Consider the following 17,879-nt stretch of genomic DNA (forward strand, 5'->3'; position numbering starts at 1 on the left):
CGGAGCCGAAGCCCAAGGCGACGACGCCCCCCACGCAGACCCGTGCCCGCGGCACCACGCGCCCGGGTGGCAGCAGCTCGGCCGTCACGAAGCCGATCACGGCCGCCAGGATCACCACGGGAATCATCGCGGCGCTGCCGAGGACCAGGACGACCAGCACCACACTGCTGACCGGGAGCCGCAGCGCGGCCGCCGCGGCGGCCGCCATGCCCGCCGCCATGCCGGGGACGACGCCCAGGCCGGGCAGCGGGGCGAGCAGCACGCCCACCGCGGCCCCGAGGAACAGCGAGGGGAAGACGGGGCCGCCGCGCAGGCTGCCGAGGCAGAGCGCGTACGCCGCTCCCTTGCACAGCAGGACGGCGACCAGCGCGCTCACGCTCCAGGCGTGGGGATCCGCGGCCAGCCGCGCCAGTACGGCCTGGCCGGACGAGGCCACGTCCTGCGGCGACCGGCCGGCCCACAGCGTGTACACCCCGGCGCACACCCCGGCGGCCAGGGCGCAGAGCACCGTGCGCACGAGCGGGCTCCCGGAGACGAACACCGCGGCCCCTCGCCCGGCGGACAGCATCAGGTGGACGGCGGCGGCGATGCCGACGGCCATCAGCACCGACCAGATCACGTCTCCCGCGTCGAGGTGGGGGAAGGGGACGCCCACCTTCAGCGAGAGGCTGCCCGCCGACAGGCCGGTCCAGCGTCCGAAGCCGGTGAAGACGAGCGACCCGACGCCGCTGGACAGCAGCGCCGGGATCATGACCGCGAACAGCTGCGGGGCGCCCACGCCGGCCACCTCGATGAGGATCACCGCGCCGACCAGCGGATTGCCGAAGATCGCCGAGAGGGCCGCGGCGGCGCCGGCCGCACCGAGCACCGCCGTGTTCTGCGGTGTCGCCGCGGCGCGGGCCAGGTTCCTGAAGTACAGGGCGAGGCCGCCGCCGAGCGCGATCAGCGGGGCCTCCGGACCGAGCGTCGCGCCGAGCGGGAGGCTGGCCGCGGCCGCGAGGATCACTCCTGGCAGGGCCGCCGGCGCCATGCCCGCCGAGTGCAGACCCGAGGCGGGGACGTGTCCGCCGGCTCCGGGGAGATGCCGGACGACCAGGCCGACGACGAGACCGGCGAACGCCAGCAGCGGCAGCGGCCACCACCACGGAGGCAGGCTCCGGCCCAGCTCGCCCGGCAACTCGTCCCACAGCAGGTGCTCCAGCTCGTGCAGCCCGGCCAGGAACCAGAAGGCGGCCAGGGAGACCGGGACTCCGATGACGGCCGAGAGCACGAGCGACTTCTGGTAGGCGGGATTCCGCAGCAGCTCCCGGATCCGGTCGGCCTCTTCGGGCTGCGTACCGACCGCGGGGGCGGCGGATGCGTCCGACCGCGTCACGGCACCGCACCTCCCGTGTCAGCCGGGGATCGTGCGCCTGCGGAACGTCCGACTCCTCGGCGCGCCTCCCGCCATTGCAGCACTCGCCGGAAGGCCCCGCACGTCCGGATCCGGCGTGCGACCCCGGCGGGGGGCGGACCGCGCGGCTGACAGCCGTTCGGGTGCCGGCTGAGCCCGGGCGCCCCACCCGGTGTGCGGGGTGCGGCCGGGCGCTCTTCACTGGAGGGAACAGATCGTTCCGAGGTCAGGGAGTCGCGATATGGCAGGCCAACGGAGACGAGGTGCGGCGGCCGCGGTGCTCGCCGCGGTCGCGATCACGACGGCCGGGTGTTCCGGCGGTGCCGGGAACTCGTCCAGCAATGCCAGCAAGGCGGCCTCGGCGGCCGCCTCCGCCGCCTCGTCCCTCGCCTCCCGCGGGACCGACGCGCTGGCCTCGGCCTCGGCCGAGGCCAAACGCAAGCTCGACGAGGTCAAGGGCGGGGTGAACGCCAAGAACGAGGTGACGCTCGGCACCGCCGCCATCGGCACCGACGGCCATGCCACGGCCGAGGTGACCGCCAAGAACACCGCCGGCTCCGCCAAGTCCTTCGCCGTCCAGGTCAATTTCACGGACAAGAACGGCAATCTGCTGGACGTGGTCGTGGTGACGCTCAAGAGCGTGGCCGCCGGCTCCTCCGGCGAGGCCAGCGCCGTCAGCAACCGCAAGCTCACCGGCCAGGTGCACGCGGCCGTCGGCACGGCCGTGCGCTACTGACCAACGCCCGCCGTACTCCTCGCCTCCTCTTCCGCCACCGGCCGTGGCGGGGGCTGTGCCGGCACCGGGCTCCGCCATACGGGCCCGCCGGCGACCGCCGCCGCCGCGGCCGGTTCGGCATGCCCGGAACCGCCCGGTCGGGCCACCGGGTCCACGGGCCGTGTCGCCACCTCGAATTCACCGCCGTTCTCCACTCGTCCAAGCCCGCATGAGTGAACCGCCATTCGGGTGATCCGTGAGGCGCACAACCCGTGCGGGACAAGGAAGAAGGTCCCCTCGGGGATTCCTCGTGAGCATGTGCGATCGATTCAAAGTGGCAACCTGCCGATGGCCTGTCCAAACTGAACTCGCGGTTCGTGATCAGGAAAAGAGCATGGGCGATCCAGAAGGTTTTTCAGGAGATCGAATGGTGGAGCAGTCCTCCGAGATCGATATAAACGGGCCGGACGCACGTGCCGTCTCCTTGAACGGCGCCGGCCCGGCCGCGGCGGAGACCGAGAGGCAACTCGCGGTCGCGCTGGCCGAGGTCGTATGCGCCGAGGACGTCCCGGTCGACAGTCACTTCTTCACCGACCTCGGCGCCAACTCCCTGGTCATGGCCCAGTTCTGCGCACGGGTGCGGAAGAGGGCGGACCTGCCCTCCCCCTCCATGCGGGACATCTACCGGCATCCCACGATCCGGAGCCTGGCGGCGGCGCTCACGGAGGCGGCCCCCGCGCCGGCCGACGCGCCCGTCTCCACGCCGGCGGCGCCCAGTTCGCCGCCCACACCGGTGACGCGCACGGGCCGACTGGCCCATGTCCTCTGCGGAACCTTCCAGTTGCTGGTCTTCCTGGGCTATTCCGTCGTCTCCGGGTTCGCCACCGCGACGGGTTACGAGTGGATCGCCACCGGTTCCGGGCTCGCCCACATCTATCTGCGGTCGCTGCTGTTCGGAGGCGTCGGGTTCCTCGCTCTGTGCGCGTTCCCGATCGTCGCCAAATGGGTGCTCGTGGGCCGCTGGAAACCGGCCGAGTTTCCCGTCTGGGGCCTGACGTATGTGCGCTTCTGGCTCGTCAAGGTGCTGCTCCACGCGAATCCGATGATCTTCCTCGCCGGAACTCCGCTGTTCGTGCTGTACCTGCGGGCCCTCGGCGCGCGCATCGGCAAGGGAGTAACGATCCTCTCCCACTCCGTCCCGGTCTGCACCGACCTGCTGACCATCGGCTCCGGCACGGTGATCCGCAAGGACTCGTTCCTCCTCGGCTACCGGGCCCACGCCGGACGCATCCAGACCGGCCGGATCACCCTCGGCCGGGACGTGTACATCGGCGAGAAGACCGTCGTGGACATCGACACCACGATGGGCGACGGCGCGCAGCTCGGTCACTCCTCGGCGCTGCACCGCGGCCAGACGGTCCCGGACGGCCAGCACTGGCACGGCTCTCCCGCGGAGCCCACGGAGGTCGACTACGTGCGGGTCGCGCCGGCCGGGTGCGGCACCGCGCGCCGGGCCTGGTTCGGCCTCGGCACGCTGCTGCAGCTGTTCCTGCTCTACATTCCGCTGGCCGTCGGCGGCATCTACATGCTGTTCACCGAGGTACCGGCGATCGGCAATCGACTCGACCCGAAGACGGCCGCGTTGACGCGGCCGCAACTGCTCACCGACGCGCTGGTGCTGTCCCTCGTGCTGTTCTTCGGCTTCGTCGTCCTGGGCCTGGTGGTCCTGTACACCGTTCCGCGGCTACTCGGTCTGTTCGTCAAGCCCGACAAGGTCTATCCGCTCTACGGCTTCCACTACGCGCTGCAGCGGACGACGGCTCGCCTGACGAACATCAAGTTCTTCGCCTGGCTCTTCGGCGACAGCTCCTACATCGTGTACTACCTCCGCGGGCTCGGATACGACCTGTCGCGGGTGGAGCAGACCGGTTCGAACTTCGGCACCGAAGTGCAGCACGAGACACCGCTGCTGGTCTCCGTCGGCAGCGGCACGATGGTGGCCGACGGACTCTCCATCGTGAACGCCGACTTCTCCAGCACCTCCTTCCGGCTGTCCCGGGTGTCGATCGGACCGCACAACTTCCTGGGCAACAACATCGCCTACCCGGTGGGCGGCAGGACGGGCGACGACTGCCTGCTCGCGACGAAGGTGATGATCCCCCTCGACGGCGAGATCCGTGAGGGCGTGGGCCTGCTCGGCTCGCCCTGCTTCGAGATTCCCCGCACCGTGGAGCGCGACGCGCGGTTCGACCACTTCAGGTCCGGCGACGCGTTCCGCCGTCAGCTCGCCGCGAAGAACCGCTACAACTTTCGCTCGATGGTCGCCATGCTGCTCGTACGGTGGCTGCACACCTTCGCGCTCACCCTGTTCGGCCTCGCCTCCGTGGACCTCTACGGCGTGGCCGGGCACCTGGTGATCGCCGGATACCTGGCGCTCACGCTCGGGTTCTCCACCCTGTACTTCGTCCTGGTGGAGCGCTGCCTCGGCTCGTTCCGCGCCCTGCGTCCGCGGTTGTGCTCCATCTACGAACCGTACTTCTGGTGGCACGAGCGGCTGTGGAAGGTGCCGGACCACTACCTCAACATCTTCAACGGAACCCCCTACAAGAGCCTGGTCTGGCGGCTGCTGGGCGTGCGCATCGGCAGCAGGGTCTTCGACGACGGCTGCTATCTGACGGAGCGGACGCTCACCACCATCGGCGACGACTGCACCCTCAACGCCGGCAGCAAGATCCAGTGCCACTCGCAGGAGGACGGCACCTTCAAGTCCGACGGCACCACGCTCGGCGCCGGCTGCACGCTGGGCATCGCCGCCCATGTCCACTACGGCGTGACCATGGGCGACGGCTCCGTGCTGGCCCCCGATGCCTTCCTCATGAAGGGCGAGGAAGTTCCCCCGAACGCACAGTGGGGCGGCAACCCCGCGGTGGAGATGCCGACGGCCGACGGTCCGTCCGTCGCCGCCGGCCGGACCGCGCCGCAGATCAACGCCGCCGCTACGAACGTGAGTTGAGGAAGGCCAATCGATGGGAACGCGCGTGGAAGCGGACCGGGACTTCTGGAGCCGTGTGCTGACCGCAGGCGGTGCCACCACGGTGCCCCGGTGGGTCCGGGAACCGGTGCCGGGAGCGGCCGAGCACGAGGCACCGGTGCCGGAGGACGTCGCCGATGCGGTGCGTGAACTGGTCCGGCGCCGGGACGTGCCGCTCAGCGCGCTGCTGCTGGCCGCGCACGCCAAGGTGCTGGCCGCGCTGTCCGGCGAGGCGGAGGTGGTGACGGGTTACACCACCGGGGTGCGCGGCGAGCCGCTCCCCTGCCGGCTGGCCGTTCCCCCGGGATCCTGGCGGGACCTGGTGTCGGCCGCCGAGCAGGCCGAGGCGGAGGTGCTGGCCCACCGGGAGTTCCCGGTGGAGAAGCTGCGGCGCGAACTCGGGGTGGCGGAGCCGCCGTACGAGGTCGTGTTCGGGCCCATCGGCGCCGACGAGGACCACGCCGACGACGGCGTCCTGCATGTGCGCTGGTCCGACCGGGGCGGACGGCTGATGCTGCGGCTGCGCTACCGCACGGACGTGCTGGACGCCGCCGCCGCGGCCCGTGTCTGCGGCTACCACCTGACGGCGCTCCGGCTGATGGCGGCCGACGCGGACGCCGACCACGCGGGGCAGATCCTGCTGTCCGCCGACGAGGTGCGGGAGCAGCTGGAAGGACTGGCCGGGCCCCACCGGCCGCTGCCGGACGCACGGGCCCACGAACTGTTCGAGCAGCGGGTGCGGGCGCACCCGCACGCGGTGGCGGCCGTGCACGGCACGCGGGAGTGGACGTACGAGGAACTCAACCGGCGCGCGAACCGGCTGGCGCGGGCGCTGCTGGAGCGGGGACTGGGCCGGGAGGGCGTGGTCGCCGTCGTCACCGAGCGCAACCTCGACTGGCTGGCCGCGACACTGGCGGTGTTCAAGGCCGGAGGCGCCTATCTGCCGATCGAGCCGCACTTCCCGGCCGGCCGTATCGCGGCGACGCTGTCCCGGGCGGGCTGCCGGCTGGTCCTGACCGAGTCCGGCAGCACCGGCACCCTCGACGAGGCGCTGGCCACCGTGCCGGACGTCGAGAAGCTGCTGGTCGACGCGGCGCACGCGGAACCGCACGCCGACGACGACCCCGGCGTCCGGGTCGACACGGACCAGCTGGCCTACATCTACTTCACGTCCGGCTCCACCGGCGAGCCCAAGGGCGCGATGTGCGAGCACGCGGGCATGCTCAACCATCTCCACGCCAAGATCGACGACCTGGGGATCGGCGAGGGCTCGGTGGTGGCGCAGACGGCCCCGCAGTGCTTCGACATCTCCCTGTGGCAGCTGGTGTCCGCGCTGCTGGTCGGCGGGCGGACCCTGCTGGTCGAGCAGGACGTGATCGTGGACGTGGAGCGGTTCCTCGACACGCTGGTGCGGGGCCGGGTCGCCGTGGCGCAGGTGGTGCCCTCCTATCTGGAGGTCGTGGTCTCGTACCTGGAGCAGCACCCCCGCGAGCTGCCGGACCTGCGGTGCGTGTCGGTGACCGGTGAGGCGCTGAAACGGGAGCTGGCCCAGCGCTGGTTCGCGATCCAGCCGGGAATCAAACTGCTCAACGCCTATGGGCTGACGGAGACTTCGGACGACACCAACCACGAGGTGCTGGACGCGGTGCCCGACCGGATCCTGCTGGGGCGCGCGGTCGGCAACGTGCGCGTCCTCGTCGTGGACGAGCGTCTGTCGCTGGTGCCGCTGGGCGCCCCGGGGCTGATCGCCTTCTCCGGTGTCTGTGTGGGCCGCGGCTACGTCAACGACCCCGAGCGCACCCGGGAGGCCTACCGTACGGACCCGTACCGGCCCGGCGAGCGGCTCTACCTGGGCGGCGACTGGGGACGCTGGCACCCCGACGGCAAGCTGGAGTTCCTCGGCCGCCGGGACAACCAGGTCAAGATCCGCGGCTTCCGCATCGAGATCGGCGAGATCGAGAACTCCCTGCTCAGGGTGGACGGGCTGCGGGACGGCGCGGTGGTCGTCACCGAACGGGCCGGCGGGAGCAAGCATTTGATCGCCTTCCACACCGGCGACCGCCTGCGGCCGGAGGCGCTGCGCGAGGCGCTCGGCGCGGTGCTGCCCGCCTACATGGTCCCCTCCGCCTTCCACTGGCAGGACGCGCTCCCGCTGACCGCCAACGGCAAGATCGACCGGAAGGCCCTGACGCGGCTGGCCGAACAGGCGGCGCCGGCCGCCGAGGAGGACGTGGTCGCGGAGGACGCCCCGCTCAGCCCGGCCGAACGCAGGCTGGCCTCGGTCTGGGCCGAGCTGCTGGGCGTCCCCGAGCACCGGATCCGCCGTACGGACCACTTCTTCGACTCCGGGGGCACCTCCCTGACGGCGGTCAAGCTCACCATCGCGCTGGAGCGCGCGGTGTCCCTGAAGGACATCACCCGGCACCCGGTGCTCGCCGACCTGGCCGGTCTCCTCGACGGCGCGACCCGGCAGCACGGCGAGCTGCTGCAGCCGCTGTCGGAAGCGGGCGGCGCACCGGAGCAGGCGCTGGTGTGCTTCCCGTACGCGGGCGGCAACGCGGTCAACTACCGGCCGATGGCGGGCGCGTTGGCGGGCAGCGGCCTGGCGGTCCTCGCCGTCGACCTGCCCGGTCACGACCTGGCCGCGCAGCACGAGCCGTTCGCGTCGATCGCCCAGGTGGCCGAGCAGGTCGCCGCCGAGATCACCGCGCGCGGGCTGACCCGGGTCATGCTGTGGGGCCACTCCTCGGGCGCAGCGCCGGCCGTCGAGACGGCCCGGCTGCTCCAGAAGCGGGGCGTGCGGGTGACCCGGGTGTTCCTCGGTGCGCAACTGCTCGGCACCGCCGACGAGCGGCGCGCGGCCGTCACCGAGCTGACGGGCCGCGGCGACGCCGAGATCGCGGCGCGGCTCACCTCGGACAGCGGCTACACGGAACTCGCGGAACTGAACGCCCCGCACGCCGAGCACATCGGGGCCGCGTACCGGCACGACTGCGTGTCCGCGCACCGCTACTTCTGCACGGCTCTGGAAACCCCGCCGCGGGTGAGGCTGTCCGCGCCGGTCACGGTCGTCGTCGCGGCCGACGACCCGCACACGGCCGGCCACGACCGGCACCACCGGGACTGGCTGCTCCTGGCCGAGCACGTGGACCTCCACGAACTCGCCGACGGGGGCCACTACTTCCCGCGCACCCGGCCGGCGGAGGCGGCGCAGGCCGTCCTGCGTGCCGCCGCACCACTGGCCACGTCCTGAGCCCCCGCAGAACCTCCAGACGGGCAACCGAAAGGATACCGAGATGCCGTTCTCATCCCTTGCAGCACCGCTCGAGGTGGAGCTGCGGCCCGACAGACCCGCGCTGCTGCGCGTCGGTCCCCCGGGCGACGCGCCGGGCTGGGCAGCCGAGTTCCGCGAGGCGCTGCGCGCGCAGGTCGTGGAGCACGGGGCGCTGATGGTGCGCGGTCTCGGGCTGCGGGACGCGGACCAGACCGGTGCCGTCTTCGCGGGTCTCGCCGGTGAACTCATGGCGGAGCGGGAGCCGTTCGCCCCCCGTGAGGCGCACGGACGGGGGGTGTACTCCTCCACCACCTGGCCGGCGAACCAGCCGATGTGCATGCACCACGAGCTGAGTTACACGCTGGAGGCGCCCGGTCTGATGCTGTTCGCCTGTCTGACCGCTCCCGGGGAGGGCGGGGCGACGGCGGTGGCCGACGCCGAACAGGTGCTGCGGGCGCTGCCCGCCGGTCTGACCGAACGGTTCGAGCGTGAGGGCTGGCTGCTGACCCGGACCTACAACGACGAGATCGGGGCGTCCCTGGAGGAGTCGTTCGGCACCGGCGACCGCGCCGAGATCGAGCGCTACTGCCGGGCGAACGCCATCGACTTCACCTGGCGGCCGGACGGCTCGCTGCACACCGAGCAGCGCCGCAGCGCCGTCGTACGGCACCCGGTCACGGGCGGGCGCTGCTGGTTCAACCAGATCGCCTTCCTCAACGAGTGGACGCTGGCCCCGGAGGTGCGCGAGTACCTGGTGGACGAGTACGGCGAGGACGGGCTGCCGTTCAACACCCGTCACGGCGACGGCAGTCCGATCGCCGAGGACGTCGTCCAGCTGATCAACTCGACGTACGAGGAGCACACCCGGCGCGAGCCCTGGCAGGCCGGCGACGTGCTGCTGGTGGACAACATCCGCACCGCGCACAGCAGAGAGGCGTTCACCGGCGAGCGGCAGGTGCTGGTCGGCATGGCCGAGCCCAGCCGCCTGGCCGACGGCTGCCCGACCCCGGAGGCGAGCGAGCGATGACCGATCTGCTGTCGACGCCCGACCGGGCGGCCGCGCCCGGCCGCGGCTCGGTGCCGACGTTCGCCGTGATCTCCGGCGAGCAGGTGCAGCGGGCCCTGAGCGGGCACGAGAAGGACCTGGTGGAGCTGGTCGAGGCCACCTACCGGCTGCACGGTGCCGGGGACTCGGTCAATCCGCCGTCGTACTTCCTGCGCTTCCCCGAACGTCCCTCGGCGCGGATCATCGCGCTGCCGGCCTCCGTCGGCGGGTCGGTCCATGTGGACGGCGTGAAGTGGATCTCCAGCTTCCCGGAGAACGTGGACGCCGGGCTGCCGAGGGCCTCCGCGGTCCTCATCCTCAACGACCCCACGACGGGCTACCCGTTCGCCTGCCTGGAGAGCTCCATCATCAGCGCCACCAGGACCGCGGCCTCCGCCGCGCTGGCGGCCGACTGGCTCAGCCGCGGCCGGACCCGCCCCGCCCGGGTCGGGTTCTTCGGCACCGGGCTGATCGCCCGGTACATCCACACCTTCCTGGCCGGCACCGGCTGGACGTTCGACGAGATCGGCGTGCACGACCTGTCCGCCGACAGCGCCGAGGGCTTCAGCGGCTATCTGCGCCAGGCCGGCGCCACCGGCCGGGTCACCGTCCACGACAGCGCCGAGGACCTCGTCCGCTCCAGCGACCTGGTGGTGTTCGCCACCGTCGCGGGCAAGCCGCACGTCACCGACCCGGCGTGGTTCGGCCACAACCCCCTGGTCCTGCACGTGTCCCTGCGGGACCTCGCCCCCGAGATCCTGCTCGGCTCGGCCAACTTCGTCGACGACGTCGAGCACTGCCTGAAGGCCGACACGTCCCCCCACCTCGTCGAACAGCGCACCGGCAACCGCGACTTCCTGAACGGCACGCTGAACGACGTGATGCTGGGACGGGCCGCGCCGCCGACCGACCGGCCGGTGATCTTCTCGCCCTTCGGACTCGGTGTCCTCGACCTCGCCGTCGGCAAGTACGTCTACGACGAAGTATCCCGGGCGGGGAACCTCCGCCTCATCGACGACTTCTTCCACGACCTGCGCCGGTACGGCTGAGGCCGTTGTCCTCGGCCTGGCACCAGGAGGCCCGCCGTGCCTGTCATTTCCGCTCCTTACGCCTTCAACGAGGGCCATCTCTTCGTGGACCTCGAGTCGATCTGCGGACAACCCCTCTTCCTGAAGTGCGAGGGCTTCAACTTCGCCGGCTCCATCAAGCTGAAGGCCGCGAACGAGATGGTGGAGAGCGCCGAGATCGACGGAATCCTGACGCGGGACTCCGTCCTCGTCGAGTCCTCGTCGGGGAACCTCGGCGTCGCGCTCAGCATGATCGCCGCGAGCAAGGGTTACCGGTTTCTGTGTGTGACGGACTCCCGTTGCAACCTGTCGACCAGGCTGCTGATGGAGGCCCTGGGCAGCGAGGTGCACGTCATCGCCGACCAGGACTCCAACGGCGGTTTCCTCGGCACACGGATCGAGTACGTCCGCCAGCTGTGTGCGTCCGACGACCGGTACGTCTGGCTCAGCCAGTACACCAACGCGGGCAACTGGCGGGCGCACTACCGCACGACGGCCCCGGAGATCGCCGCCCAGTTCCCGCGACTGGACGTCCTCTTCATCGGCGCGGGCACCACCGGCACGCTGATGGGCTGCGCCCGCTACTTCCGTGAGGGGCCCCGCCCGGTGCGGATCGTCGCCGTGGACAGCGTGGGCTCGGTGGCCTTCGGCGGCGAGCCGGGCCGCCGGATGATCCCGGGCCTGGGCATGAGCATGCGCCCGCCGCTGCTCGACGAGTCCTACGTGGACGAGGTGATCCGGGTGGAGGAGGCGGACACCATCCGGATGTGCCACCGCCTGGCCAGGCGCGGCTTCCTGTTCGGCGGCTCCACCGGAACCGTGGTCAGCGGTGCGGCGGACTGGCTGGCGCGGCACGACCCCCGCGGCCTCACCGCGGTGGCCATCGCGCCGGACCTCGGCGAGCGCTATCTGGACACCGTCTACCAGGTCAACTGGCTCCAGGACCTGTACGGCGATCACGTCCTCGATTCGGAAGAGGTGGTCAAGGAGGTGGACTCGGTGTCCGAGGAGGTCGAGTCCGCGCCACGGGCACCGGGCCGCCGGCACGAGCCGTAGGAGCGCGCGAAGAGCGGGCGGGGGGGAGGCGGTCCGGCGGCGGGCAGGCGATGCTGGTGAGCGAGTAGTCCTGCGGCAAGGCCAGGAGGCTCGCCCCGTGATCGCCGTCAACCCGCTCGACAGCGCCTCGGTGCTGGCCGCCTTCGGCGCGCTCGGAGTGCTGGCGGTGATCTTCGCGGAGTCGGGGCTGCTGGTCGTCGGCTTCTTCCTGCCCGGTGACACGCTGCTGTTCCCGGCCGGTGTGCTGTGCGCCGGGAGCGCCGACCAGCCGTCGCGGCTGGCGCTCTGGCAGGTGCTGGTGTGCGCCGCCGTCGGGGCGGTGGCCGGTGGCCAGGTGGGCTATCTGATCGGGCGGCACGGCGGGCGGGCGCTGCTGGCGCGCTCGTCCAGCCGGCGGCTGAAGGAGGCGGCGGGGCGGGCCGAGGGGCTGCTGTGCCGGTACGGCTACGGCAAGGCGCTGGTGATCGGCCGGTTCGTGCCGCTGCTGCGGTCGGTCCTGCACCCGGTGGCGGGGGCGCTCGACGTGCCCACGCGGCCCTTCACGGTCTGGCAGTGCGTGGGCGGGGTGCTGTGGTCGCAGGCCCTGGTCCTGGCCGGGTACACCCTCGGTGCGTCGGTCCCCCAGGTCGACGACTACCTGCTGCCCCTGGTCGCCGTGGTCGTCGTGCTGTCGATGCTGCCGCTGCTGGTCGAGGCCCGACGGGCCCGCCGCGAGCGGCGCGAGTCCGAGGAGTGAACCCGCGCCGCCGCGGGCGCCCTACAGGCCGGCCGCCCGATGGGTGGGCCGCCCCGCCACCACCGTGAGCAGCACCGGCAGCCCGGCCAGGTCCGTGTCGGACACCTCCAGCGGGTCCTCGGCCAGCACCGTGAGGTCGGCGCGGTGGCCGACGGCGAGGCGCCCGGCGTGCCGCTCCTCCCCCGCCGCCCAGGCGGCGTTCACGGTCATCGCCCGGAGCGCCTGCGAGGCGGTGAGGGCCTGGTCGGGGCCGTGCGGCGGCAGGGACAGGTCGGCGGGGCGGCGGTGCCGGGCGCCGGCCATGACCTGGAGCGGCGGGTACGGCGCGATGGGCCAGTCGGAGCCGAGGACCACCCGCGCCCCGGCCTCCCACAGATCACGGCAGCGGAACGCGCGCGCCGCCCGCTGCTCGCCGAGCCGCCGCGACCAGTTGTCGGTGTGGTCCGCCCGGGTGAACTCGCAGCAGTGGGTGGGCTGCATGGACGCGGCCACGCCGAGCCGGGCGAACCGCCGTACGGTGTCGTCCGGGACGGTCTCGATGTGTTCGACACGGTGGCGTACGGCGCCCGGGGCCCCGGCCTGTGCCTTCTCGACGGAGTCGAGGACGTGGCGTACCGCGGCGTCGCCGATCGCGTGGGTGGCGGTGGGGACGCCGGCGCGGTGGAGGGCCGCGATCACCTGGCTGTAGCGGTGCGGATCGGGCCAGTGGGCGTGCGCCGACTCGCCGTGGCAGTCGGGGGTCTCCAGCCAGGCGGTGCCGTTGTCGATGGTGCCGTCCATGAACAGCTTCACGCCCGCCACCCGCCACAGGGCGCCGCCGGTGCCCTGCAGCCGGACGAGACCGGCGACGGCGTCGTCGTCCGCCGCGGGGCGGCACCAGGGGGCGATCCGCAGCCGCAGGGGCAGGGCGTCCTCGGCCTCCAGGGCGGTGTAGACGGCGAGGCTGTCCCCGCCCGCGTCCATGGCGTGCCCGCCGGTGAGGCCGGAGGCGGCCATGGCGCGCAGCCCCTCCGCGGTCCGGGCCCGCACCTCGGCCTCGGTGGGCCGGGGCGCGACGGCCTCGACGAGTTCGCAGGCGGCGTCCTCCAGGAGCAGACCGGTGGGCCGGCCCGTGTCGTCGCAGACGATCTCGGAGCCCTGGTCGAAGGCGCGGGGCCCGTCGACGCCCGCCAGCTCCAGCGCCCGTTCGCTGGCCAGCAGTGAGTGCGCGTCGAAGAGGTCGACGAGGGCGTGGACGCCGTCGAGGACCGGGCCGAGGGCGGAGTTGCCGACCGGCGCCGTGCCGAAGGCGTTGGGGTCCAGGCCCCAGCCCCGCAGCCAGGCGCCCGGCCGCAGATCGCGCACCGCCTCGGCGAGCGCGGTGCGCACGGCCGCCAGGTCGCGGCAGGCGGACAGGTCGACGCCCATGGTGCGCTCGGCGCCGGAGACCGGGTGCAGATGCCCGTCGGTGAGACCCGGGGTGACGACGGCGCCGCGCAGGTCCACCACCGTGCTGCCGGGTCCGGCGAGGGCGCGGGCCTCCCGGTCGTCCCCCAGGAAGACGATCCGCCCGTTCTCCGCGGCGAGCGCGGTGTGCGGCAGGAGGCTGCCGGCGCCGGGGTCGAGCAGCCGGGCGGAGAGCAGGACGAGGTCGGCGGGCACGGGGGCTCCTTCGCGGAGGATACGGGCAGATGTCTGCCGGCCGCGCTGACAGCGCAGCCGGGGTGGCCGGCGGGAGGTCAGCCGGCCGTCCGGGCGTCGTCGAGGGCGCCCGCCGGCAGGCCGAGTTCCCGCTCGGCGGTGGTGTGGGCCATGCGGGCCACGGCGGCGGGCCGCTCGGGCGTGACGGTGTTGGCGTGGGCGCCGAGGCCGTCGAGGACGACGAGGATCTGGACGGTCACCGCGAGGGGGTCGTCCGTGCGGAACTCGCCGGTGGCCACGCCGTCCCGGACCAGGTCTTCGAGGCGGCCGCGCCAGGCGGCCTCCTGCTGCGCGACGCGGTCGCGCAGTACGGGCCGGTAGCGGCTGAGGTGGCGGGCGTTGATCCACAGCCGGCTGATGGCGTCGTAGGCCTCCCCCGAGGTGCGGGCGAGGAAGTCGGCCAGTCGCCGGGTGGGGGCGCCCTCGGGGAGCCCGGCCGGGAGCAGGTTGTCGAGTTCGGCGGTGGCCGCACTGCCGAAGGCCTCGGCGACGAGGTCCTCGGCCGAGGGGAAGTAGTGGCTGATCAGCCCCGGGCGTACCGCGAGTTCGTCGCCGATCCGGCGCAGGGTGACGCATTCGAGGCCCTCGGCCAGGGCGATGGCGGCGGCCGCGTCGACGATCTCCGCCCGCCGGGCTGCCGGGTCCTTGCGGATCCGCTTGCGCTGAACGCTTGACGACATGACGGCAATGCTATTGAGTGTGCGACCAATAAGCAACTGGTCATGTGCTCAATAAGCGACCAGGCCGATCCCACCGCTTCCGGAGGGCCCCATGGCGTCCACGCTCCCCGACCCGTGTCCCGACGCGCCGCCCGCGGCCGACGGGAACGCCGCCGCGTCCCGCGGTGCCCAGGGGTCCGGCGGCATCGAGTCGCACGGCATCGACCACATCCCGGACTCCGAACGCCGGGGCCGCCCCCGCGAGCTGTTCTCCGTGTGGGCCGCCGCCAACGTCAACTACCTCAGCCTGGTGGTGGGCGGAGCGCTGGTGCTGATGGGCCTGACCCTGTGGCAGGCCCTCGCGGTGATCGTCGTCGGCAATCTGTTCTGGCTGCTCACCGGGCTGCTCGCGATCCCGGGACCGGCGGCGGGCGCGCCCAGCGAGGTCATCACGCGGACGATGTACGGAGTGCGCGGCAACCGGGTCAACAACGCGGTGACCGGCTGGATGATCTCCGTCTGCTACTTCGCGCTCAACCTGGCCGCCGCGGCCACCGCCGCGTTCTCGCTCGTGGGGCAAACCGGTCTGCCGGTGAACTCCGCGGTCAAGGCGGTCGTCGTGGTGCTCATCGCCGCGGTGACCCTCGCCATCAGCGTCTACGGCCACTCCGCGATCGTCCGGCTCTACGTGCCGATCACCCTCGCGCTGACGGCCGTGTTCGCCGTGGTGGGATTCGTGGTGCTGCGGCACACGGACATGGGCCACGTCCCGGACCGGCCGCTGACCGGCAGTGCCCTGTGGGCGACCGTGCTGGCCGGCATCGGCCTGATCGCCTCGGGCCCGCTCTCCTACACCACCAGCGCCGACTTCTCCCGCTATCTGCCGCGCACCACGCCTGCGAGGGCGGTGGCCGGCTGGACGGCGCTCGGCGGCTTCCTGCCGGGCGTCGTGGTCTGCGGACTCGGTGCGTGCGCCGCGACCGCCGTCGACATGAACGACCCGGAGTCCTCCCTGCAGCGGCTGCTGCCCGCCTGGTTCCGGCCGGTGTTCCTGCTCGCCCTGGTGCTCGGCACCGTCGCCCTCAACGCGCTGACCGCCTACAGCGCCGGCCTCGCCCTCCAGGCCGTCGGCATCCGCATCCGCCGCTCGCTCAGCGTCCTCGTCGACGGCACGGTGTCGGTCTCGCTCACCCTGTACGCGCTGCTCGTCTCCGACTTCCTCGACACCGTCGGCAATGTGCTCCAGCTGACCGTGGTGCTGCTCGGCCCGAGCACGGCCGTCTACGCCACCGACATCGTGCTGCGCCGCAACCGCTACGACGGCCCCGCCCTCGCCGACGAGTCCCCCACCGGGCCCTTCTGGTACACCGCCGGCGTCAACTGGCCCGGGGCGCTGGCCCTGACGGCGGGCGTGGCCGCGTCCGCCCTGTGCGTCGACACCGTCTACACCGGCCCCGTGGCCGCCGCCCTGGGCGGAGTGGACCTGTCCCTGCCGGTGGGCCTGGTGGTGGCGTCGGCGGCGTACGCACTGCTGACGCGCGGCCGCCGAACCGCGGTGTGAGGGCTCCCGCGCCGCGAGGCCGGCGTGGGGCGCGGCCTCGCGCGGTCAGCGGTTCGGGCGGCGCGGGCGGCGGACGGTGTCCAGCTCTCCGATCGCCGCGCGGACGTGCGGCGGGTCCTTCGGGTCCCGGCCTCCGGCGCACCACCAGGACGGCCGTCCGGCCTCCTCGCGCACATGCATGCCGAGCCCGTGGACGGTGCACAGCGGCCACGCCTGCCACAGGCACTCGGAGACCGTTTCCTGGGCGGCGTCGGCGACGGCCAGAAGCGCCTCGTCCGTGGACGCCGTCGGCTCCAGGCAGTTGCCGTGCGAGTCGCCGTCGGCCAGCGCCACATGGACCGGCTCGGGCTCTCCCTCCTCCCATGCCGGCCACGCGATGAGGCACAGGGGCCGCTGCCCGGGCAGGGTCGCCGCCAGGTCGCGGTTGACGACGGCCAGCGCCTCGTCCCAGAGCGGATGTTCCCCGGGCGCCACGAAACGCCGCTCGGGCCGGGCGAATGGGAAAGGAATCATCCTCGCATCCTCTCAGCCGGGCTAGCGTGACCGCCCGTCCCCCCGCAACCGACCGAGCAGGAGAGCCGCGATGCAGGTACGCCGAGTCGTGCCCAACCTCCAGTCGACCGAGCTGCCCCGGAGCGCGGAGTTCTACGGCGTTCTGGGGCTGGAGGAGGTCATGAACCACGGCTGGATCATGACCCTCGCCTCCCCCGGGAACCCGGCCGTGCAGCTCAGCCTCATGAGCGAGGACCGCACCGCGCCCGTCGCCCCGGACCTGAGCATCGAGGTCGAGGACGTCGACGCGGCGTACGCGGCGATGCGGGAGCGCGGCGCGGAGATCGTGCACCCGCTGACCGACGAGGACTGGGGGGTCCGCCGGTCCTTCGTCCGGGACCCGAACGGCCGTGTGGTCAACGTGCTCGGCCACCGCCGACCCCTGCCGACGAGTGAACGACGCGGTGTGGACGGGCTCCTGGGCAACCGTGAGACTGGGTGGGACCCGACGCCCCCGGCTCTCCAGGACGGTGACATGGAAGAGGAAGTCCCCCGCGTCGAACTCACCCCGCAGGCAGCGGAGTTGGTGCGCCGACTGCACGCGGAACACGGTCCGCTGATGTTCCACCAGTCGGGCGGCTGCTGCGACGGCAGCGCGCCCATGTGCTACCCGGACGGCGAGTTCCGCACCGGCGGCTCCGACGTGCTGCTGGCGGAACTGGCGGTGGAGGGTGTCGAGGAACCCGTCACCTTCTGGATGTCCAGGAGCCAGTACGAGGCATGGAGCCACACCCGGCTGATCGTGGACGTCGTACCGGGCCGTGGCAGCGGTTTCTCCCTGGAAGCACCCGAGGGGGTGCGTTTTCTCACCCGTTCTCGCGTAGTCGACGCCTAGTCCGCCCGCCGGCCGTCCCCGTCTGGTGCACTGCCCTTCAAAGCAAGGTCGGTTGACGAGACATCAGGGGGCACGGTGAAGAGACGAAGCAGGCGTGCTGCGTCGGGCAGAGTGGTTCTCACGGTGGCCACGGCGCTCGGTGTGCTGGCCGGTGCGGCCCTGGCGGGCGCGGCGCCGGCCGGTGCCGCACCGGTGGGCAGGAGGATCGCGCCGGGCGTCACCTACCGGGAGTTCGACGTGGACGCCGCGGCGGGCACGGCACGCGCCCATCTGCT

General features: G+C 72.6%; 13 protein-coding genes and 1 pseudogene. 10 read left to right on the forward strand and 4 right to left on the reverse strand.

Annotation, left to right across the window (positions count from 1 at the left end):
- The coding region (locus ACWEN3_RS21350) for a chloride channel protein (RefSeq protein ID WP_452973206.1) at nt 1–1,375 on the reverse strand (1,375 nt) is incomplete at its 3' end.
- 259 nt (nt 1,376–1,634) lie between these two features.
- On the opposite strand from ACWEN3_RS21350, the gene ACWEN3_RS21355 reads away from it, so the two are divergent.
- From ACWEN3_RS21355 to ACWEN3_RS21385, 7 genes are all read left to right on the forward strand, one after another.
- Nucleotides 1,635–2,129 carry a hypothetical protein gene (locus ACWEN3_RS21355; RefSeq protein ID WP_452973209.1) on the forward strand — a complete coding sequence of 165 codons (495 nt, stop codon included), beginning with the start codon at nt 1,635–1,637 and terminating at the stop codon, nt 2,127–2,129.
- 406 nt (nt 2,130–2,535) lie between these two features.
- Nucleotides 2,536–5,121 (forward strand): Pls/PosA family non-ribosomal peptide synthetase, encoded by a 2,586-nt coding sequence (locus ACWEN3_RS21360; protein WP_452973212.1) that lies wholly within the window; start codon nt 2,536–2,538, stop codon nt 5,119–5,121.
- Nucleotides 5,122–5,134: 13 nt separating this feature from the next.
- Entirely contained in the window at nt 5,135–8,392 is a 3,258-nt protein-coding gene (locus tag ACWEN3_RS21365) for a non-ribosomal peptide synthetase (RefSeq protein ID WP_452973215.1), read from the forward strand.
- 43 nt (nt 8,393–8,435) lie between these two features.
- Nucleotides 8,436–9,440, forward strand: coding sequence for a TauD/TfdA family dioxygenase (locus tag ACWEN3_RS21370; RefSeq protein ID WP_452973218.1), 1,005 nt, complete (start codon nt 8,436–8,438; stop codon nt 9,438–9,440).
- On the forward strand, nt 9,437–10,507 hold the full coding sequence (sbnB, locus tag ACWEN3_RS21375; RefSeq protein ID WP_452973221.1) for a 2,3-diaminopropionate biosynthesis protein SbnB: 1,071 nt from the start codon (nt 9,437–9,439) through the stop codon (nt 10,505–10,507). Before ACWEN3_RS21370 ends, sbnB begins: the two co-directional genes overlap by 4 nt.
- A gap of 36 nt (nt 10,508–10,543) precedes the next feature.
- The gene (sbnA, locus tag ACWEN3_RS21380; protein WP_452973224.1) at nt 10,544–11,581 is read left to right on the forward strand and encodes a 2,3-diaminopropionate biosynthesis protein SbnA; all 1,038 of its coding nucleotides are present in this window, start codon (nt 10,544–10,546) and stop codon (nt 11,579–11,581) included.
- A gap of 97 nt (nt 11,582–11,678) precedes the next feature.
- Nucleotides 11,679–12,317, forward strand: coding sequence for a DedA family protein (locus tag ACWEN3_RS21385; RefSeq protein ID WP_452973227.1), 639 nt, complete (start codon nt 11,679–11,681; stop codon nt 12,315–12,317).
- Between the two features lie 21 nt (nt 12,318–12,338).
- Here the strand turns inward: ACWEN3_RS21385 and ACWEN3_RS21390 are convergent, their stop codons facing one another.
- A complete protein-coding gene (locus ACWEN3_RS21390; protein WP_452973230.1) occupies nt 12,339–13,958 on the reverse strand; it encodes an amidohydrolase in 1,620 nt (539 codons plus the stop codon).
- A gap of 77 nt (nt 13,959–14,035) precedes the next feature.
- A complete protein-coding gene (locus tag ACWEN3_RS21395; RefSeq protein WP_452973233.1) occupies nt 14,036–14,677 on the reverse strand; it encodes a TetR/AcrR family transcriptional regulator in 642 nt (213 codons plus the stop codon).
- A 91-nt stretch (nt 14,678–14,768) separates the two neighbouring features.
- Between ACWEN3_RS21395 and ACWEN3_RS21400 the strand changes: the two genes are divergently transcribed.
- Complete coding sequence (locus ACWEN3_RS21400) at nt 14,769–16,217, forward strand: purine-cytosine permease family protein (RefSeq protein WP_452973235.1); 1,449 nt, start codon at nt 14,769–14,771, stop codon at nt 16,215–16,217.
- 45 nt (nt 16,218–16,262) lie between these two features.
- Here ACWEN3_RS21400 and ACWEN3_RS21405 read toward each other — a convergent pair whose 3' ends face one another.
- Complete coding sequence (locus ACWEN3_RS21405; protein WP_452973238.1) at nt 16,263–16,730, reverse strand: hypothetical protein; 468 nt, start codon at nt 16,728–16,730, stop codon at nt 16,263–16,265.
- Between the two features lie 70 nt (nt 16,731–16,800).
- On the opposite strand from ACWEN3_RS21405, the pseudogene ACWEN3_RS21410 reads away from it, so the two are divergent.
- Nucleotides 16,801–17,145, forward strand: a pseudogene (locus tag ACWEN3_RS21410) (VOC family protein); the annotation flags it as partial.
- Nucleotides 17,146–17,244: 99 nt separating this feature from the next.
- A complete protein-coding gene (locus ACWEN3_RS21415) occupies nt 17,245–17,604 on the forward strand; it encodes a DUF779 domain-containing protein (protein ID WP_452973241.1) in 360 nt (119 codons plus the stop codon).
- The last annotated feature ends 275 nt before the right edge of the window (nt 17,605–17,879 follow it).

The sequence above is a fragment of the Streptomyces sp. NPDC004561 genome, from assembly GCF_053602155.1.

Excerpts from the sequence above, each read along its gene's own strand:
- ACWEN3_RS21355 (WP_452973209.1), top strand. The coding sequence starts at position 1,635 with ATGGCAGGCCAACGGAGACGAGGTGCGGCGGCCGCGGTGCTCGCCGCG.
- ACWEN3_RS21360 (WP_452973212.1), top strand. The coding sequence starts at position 2,536 with ATGGTGGAGCAGTCCTCCGAGATCGATATAAACGGGCCGGACGCACGT.
- ACWEN3_RS21365 (WP_452973215.1), top strand. The coding sequence starts at position 5,135 with ATGGGAACGCGCGTGGAAGCGGACCGGGACTTCTGGAGCCGTGTGCTG.
- ACWEN3_RS21370 (WP_452973218.1), top strand. The coding sequence starts at position 8,436 with ATGCCGTTCTCATCCCTTGCAGCACCGCTCGAGGTGGAGCTGCGGCCC.
- sbnB (WP_452973221.1), top strand. The coding sequence starts at position 9,437 with ATGACCGATCTGCTGTCGACGCCCGACCGGGCGGCCGCGCCCGGCCGC.
- ACWEN3_RS21395 (WP_452973233.1), bottom strand. The coding sequence starts at position 14,677 with ATGTCGTCAAGCGTTCAGCGCAAGCGGATCCGCAAGGACCCGGCAGCC.
- ACWEN3_RS21400 (WP_452973235.1), top strand. The coding sequence starts at position 14,769 with ATGGCGTCCACGCTCCCCGACCCGTGTCCCGACGCGCCGCCCGCGGCC.
- ACWEN3_RS21405 (WP_452973238.1), bottom strand. The coding sequence starts at position 16,730 with ATGATTCCTTTCCCATTCGCCCGGCCCGAGCGGCGTTTCGTGGCGCCC.
- ACWEN3_RS21415 (WP_452973241.1), top strand. The coding sequence starts at position 17,245 with ATGGAAGAGGAAGTCCCCCGCGTCGAACTCACCCCGCAGGCAGCGGAG.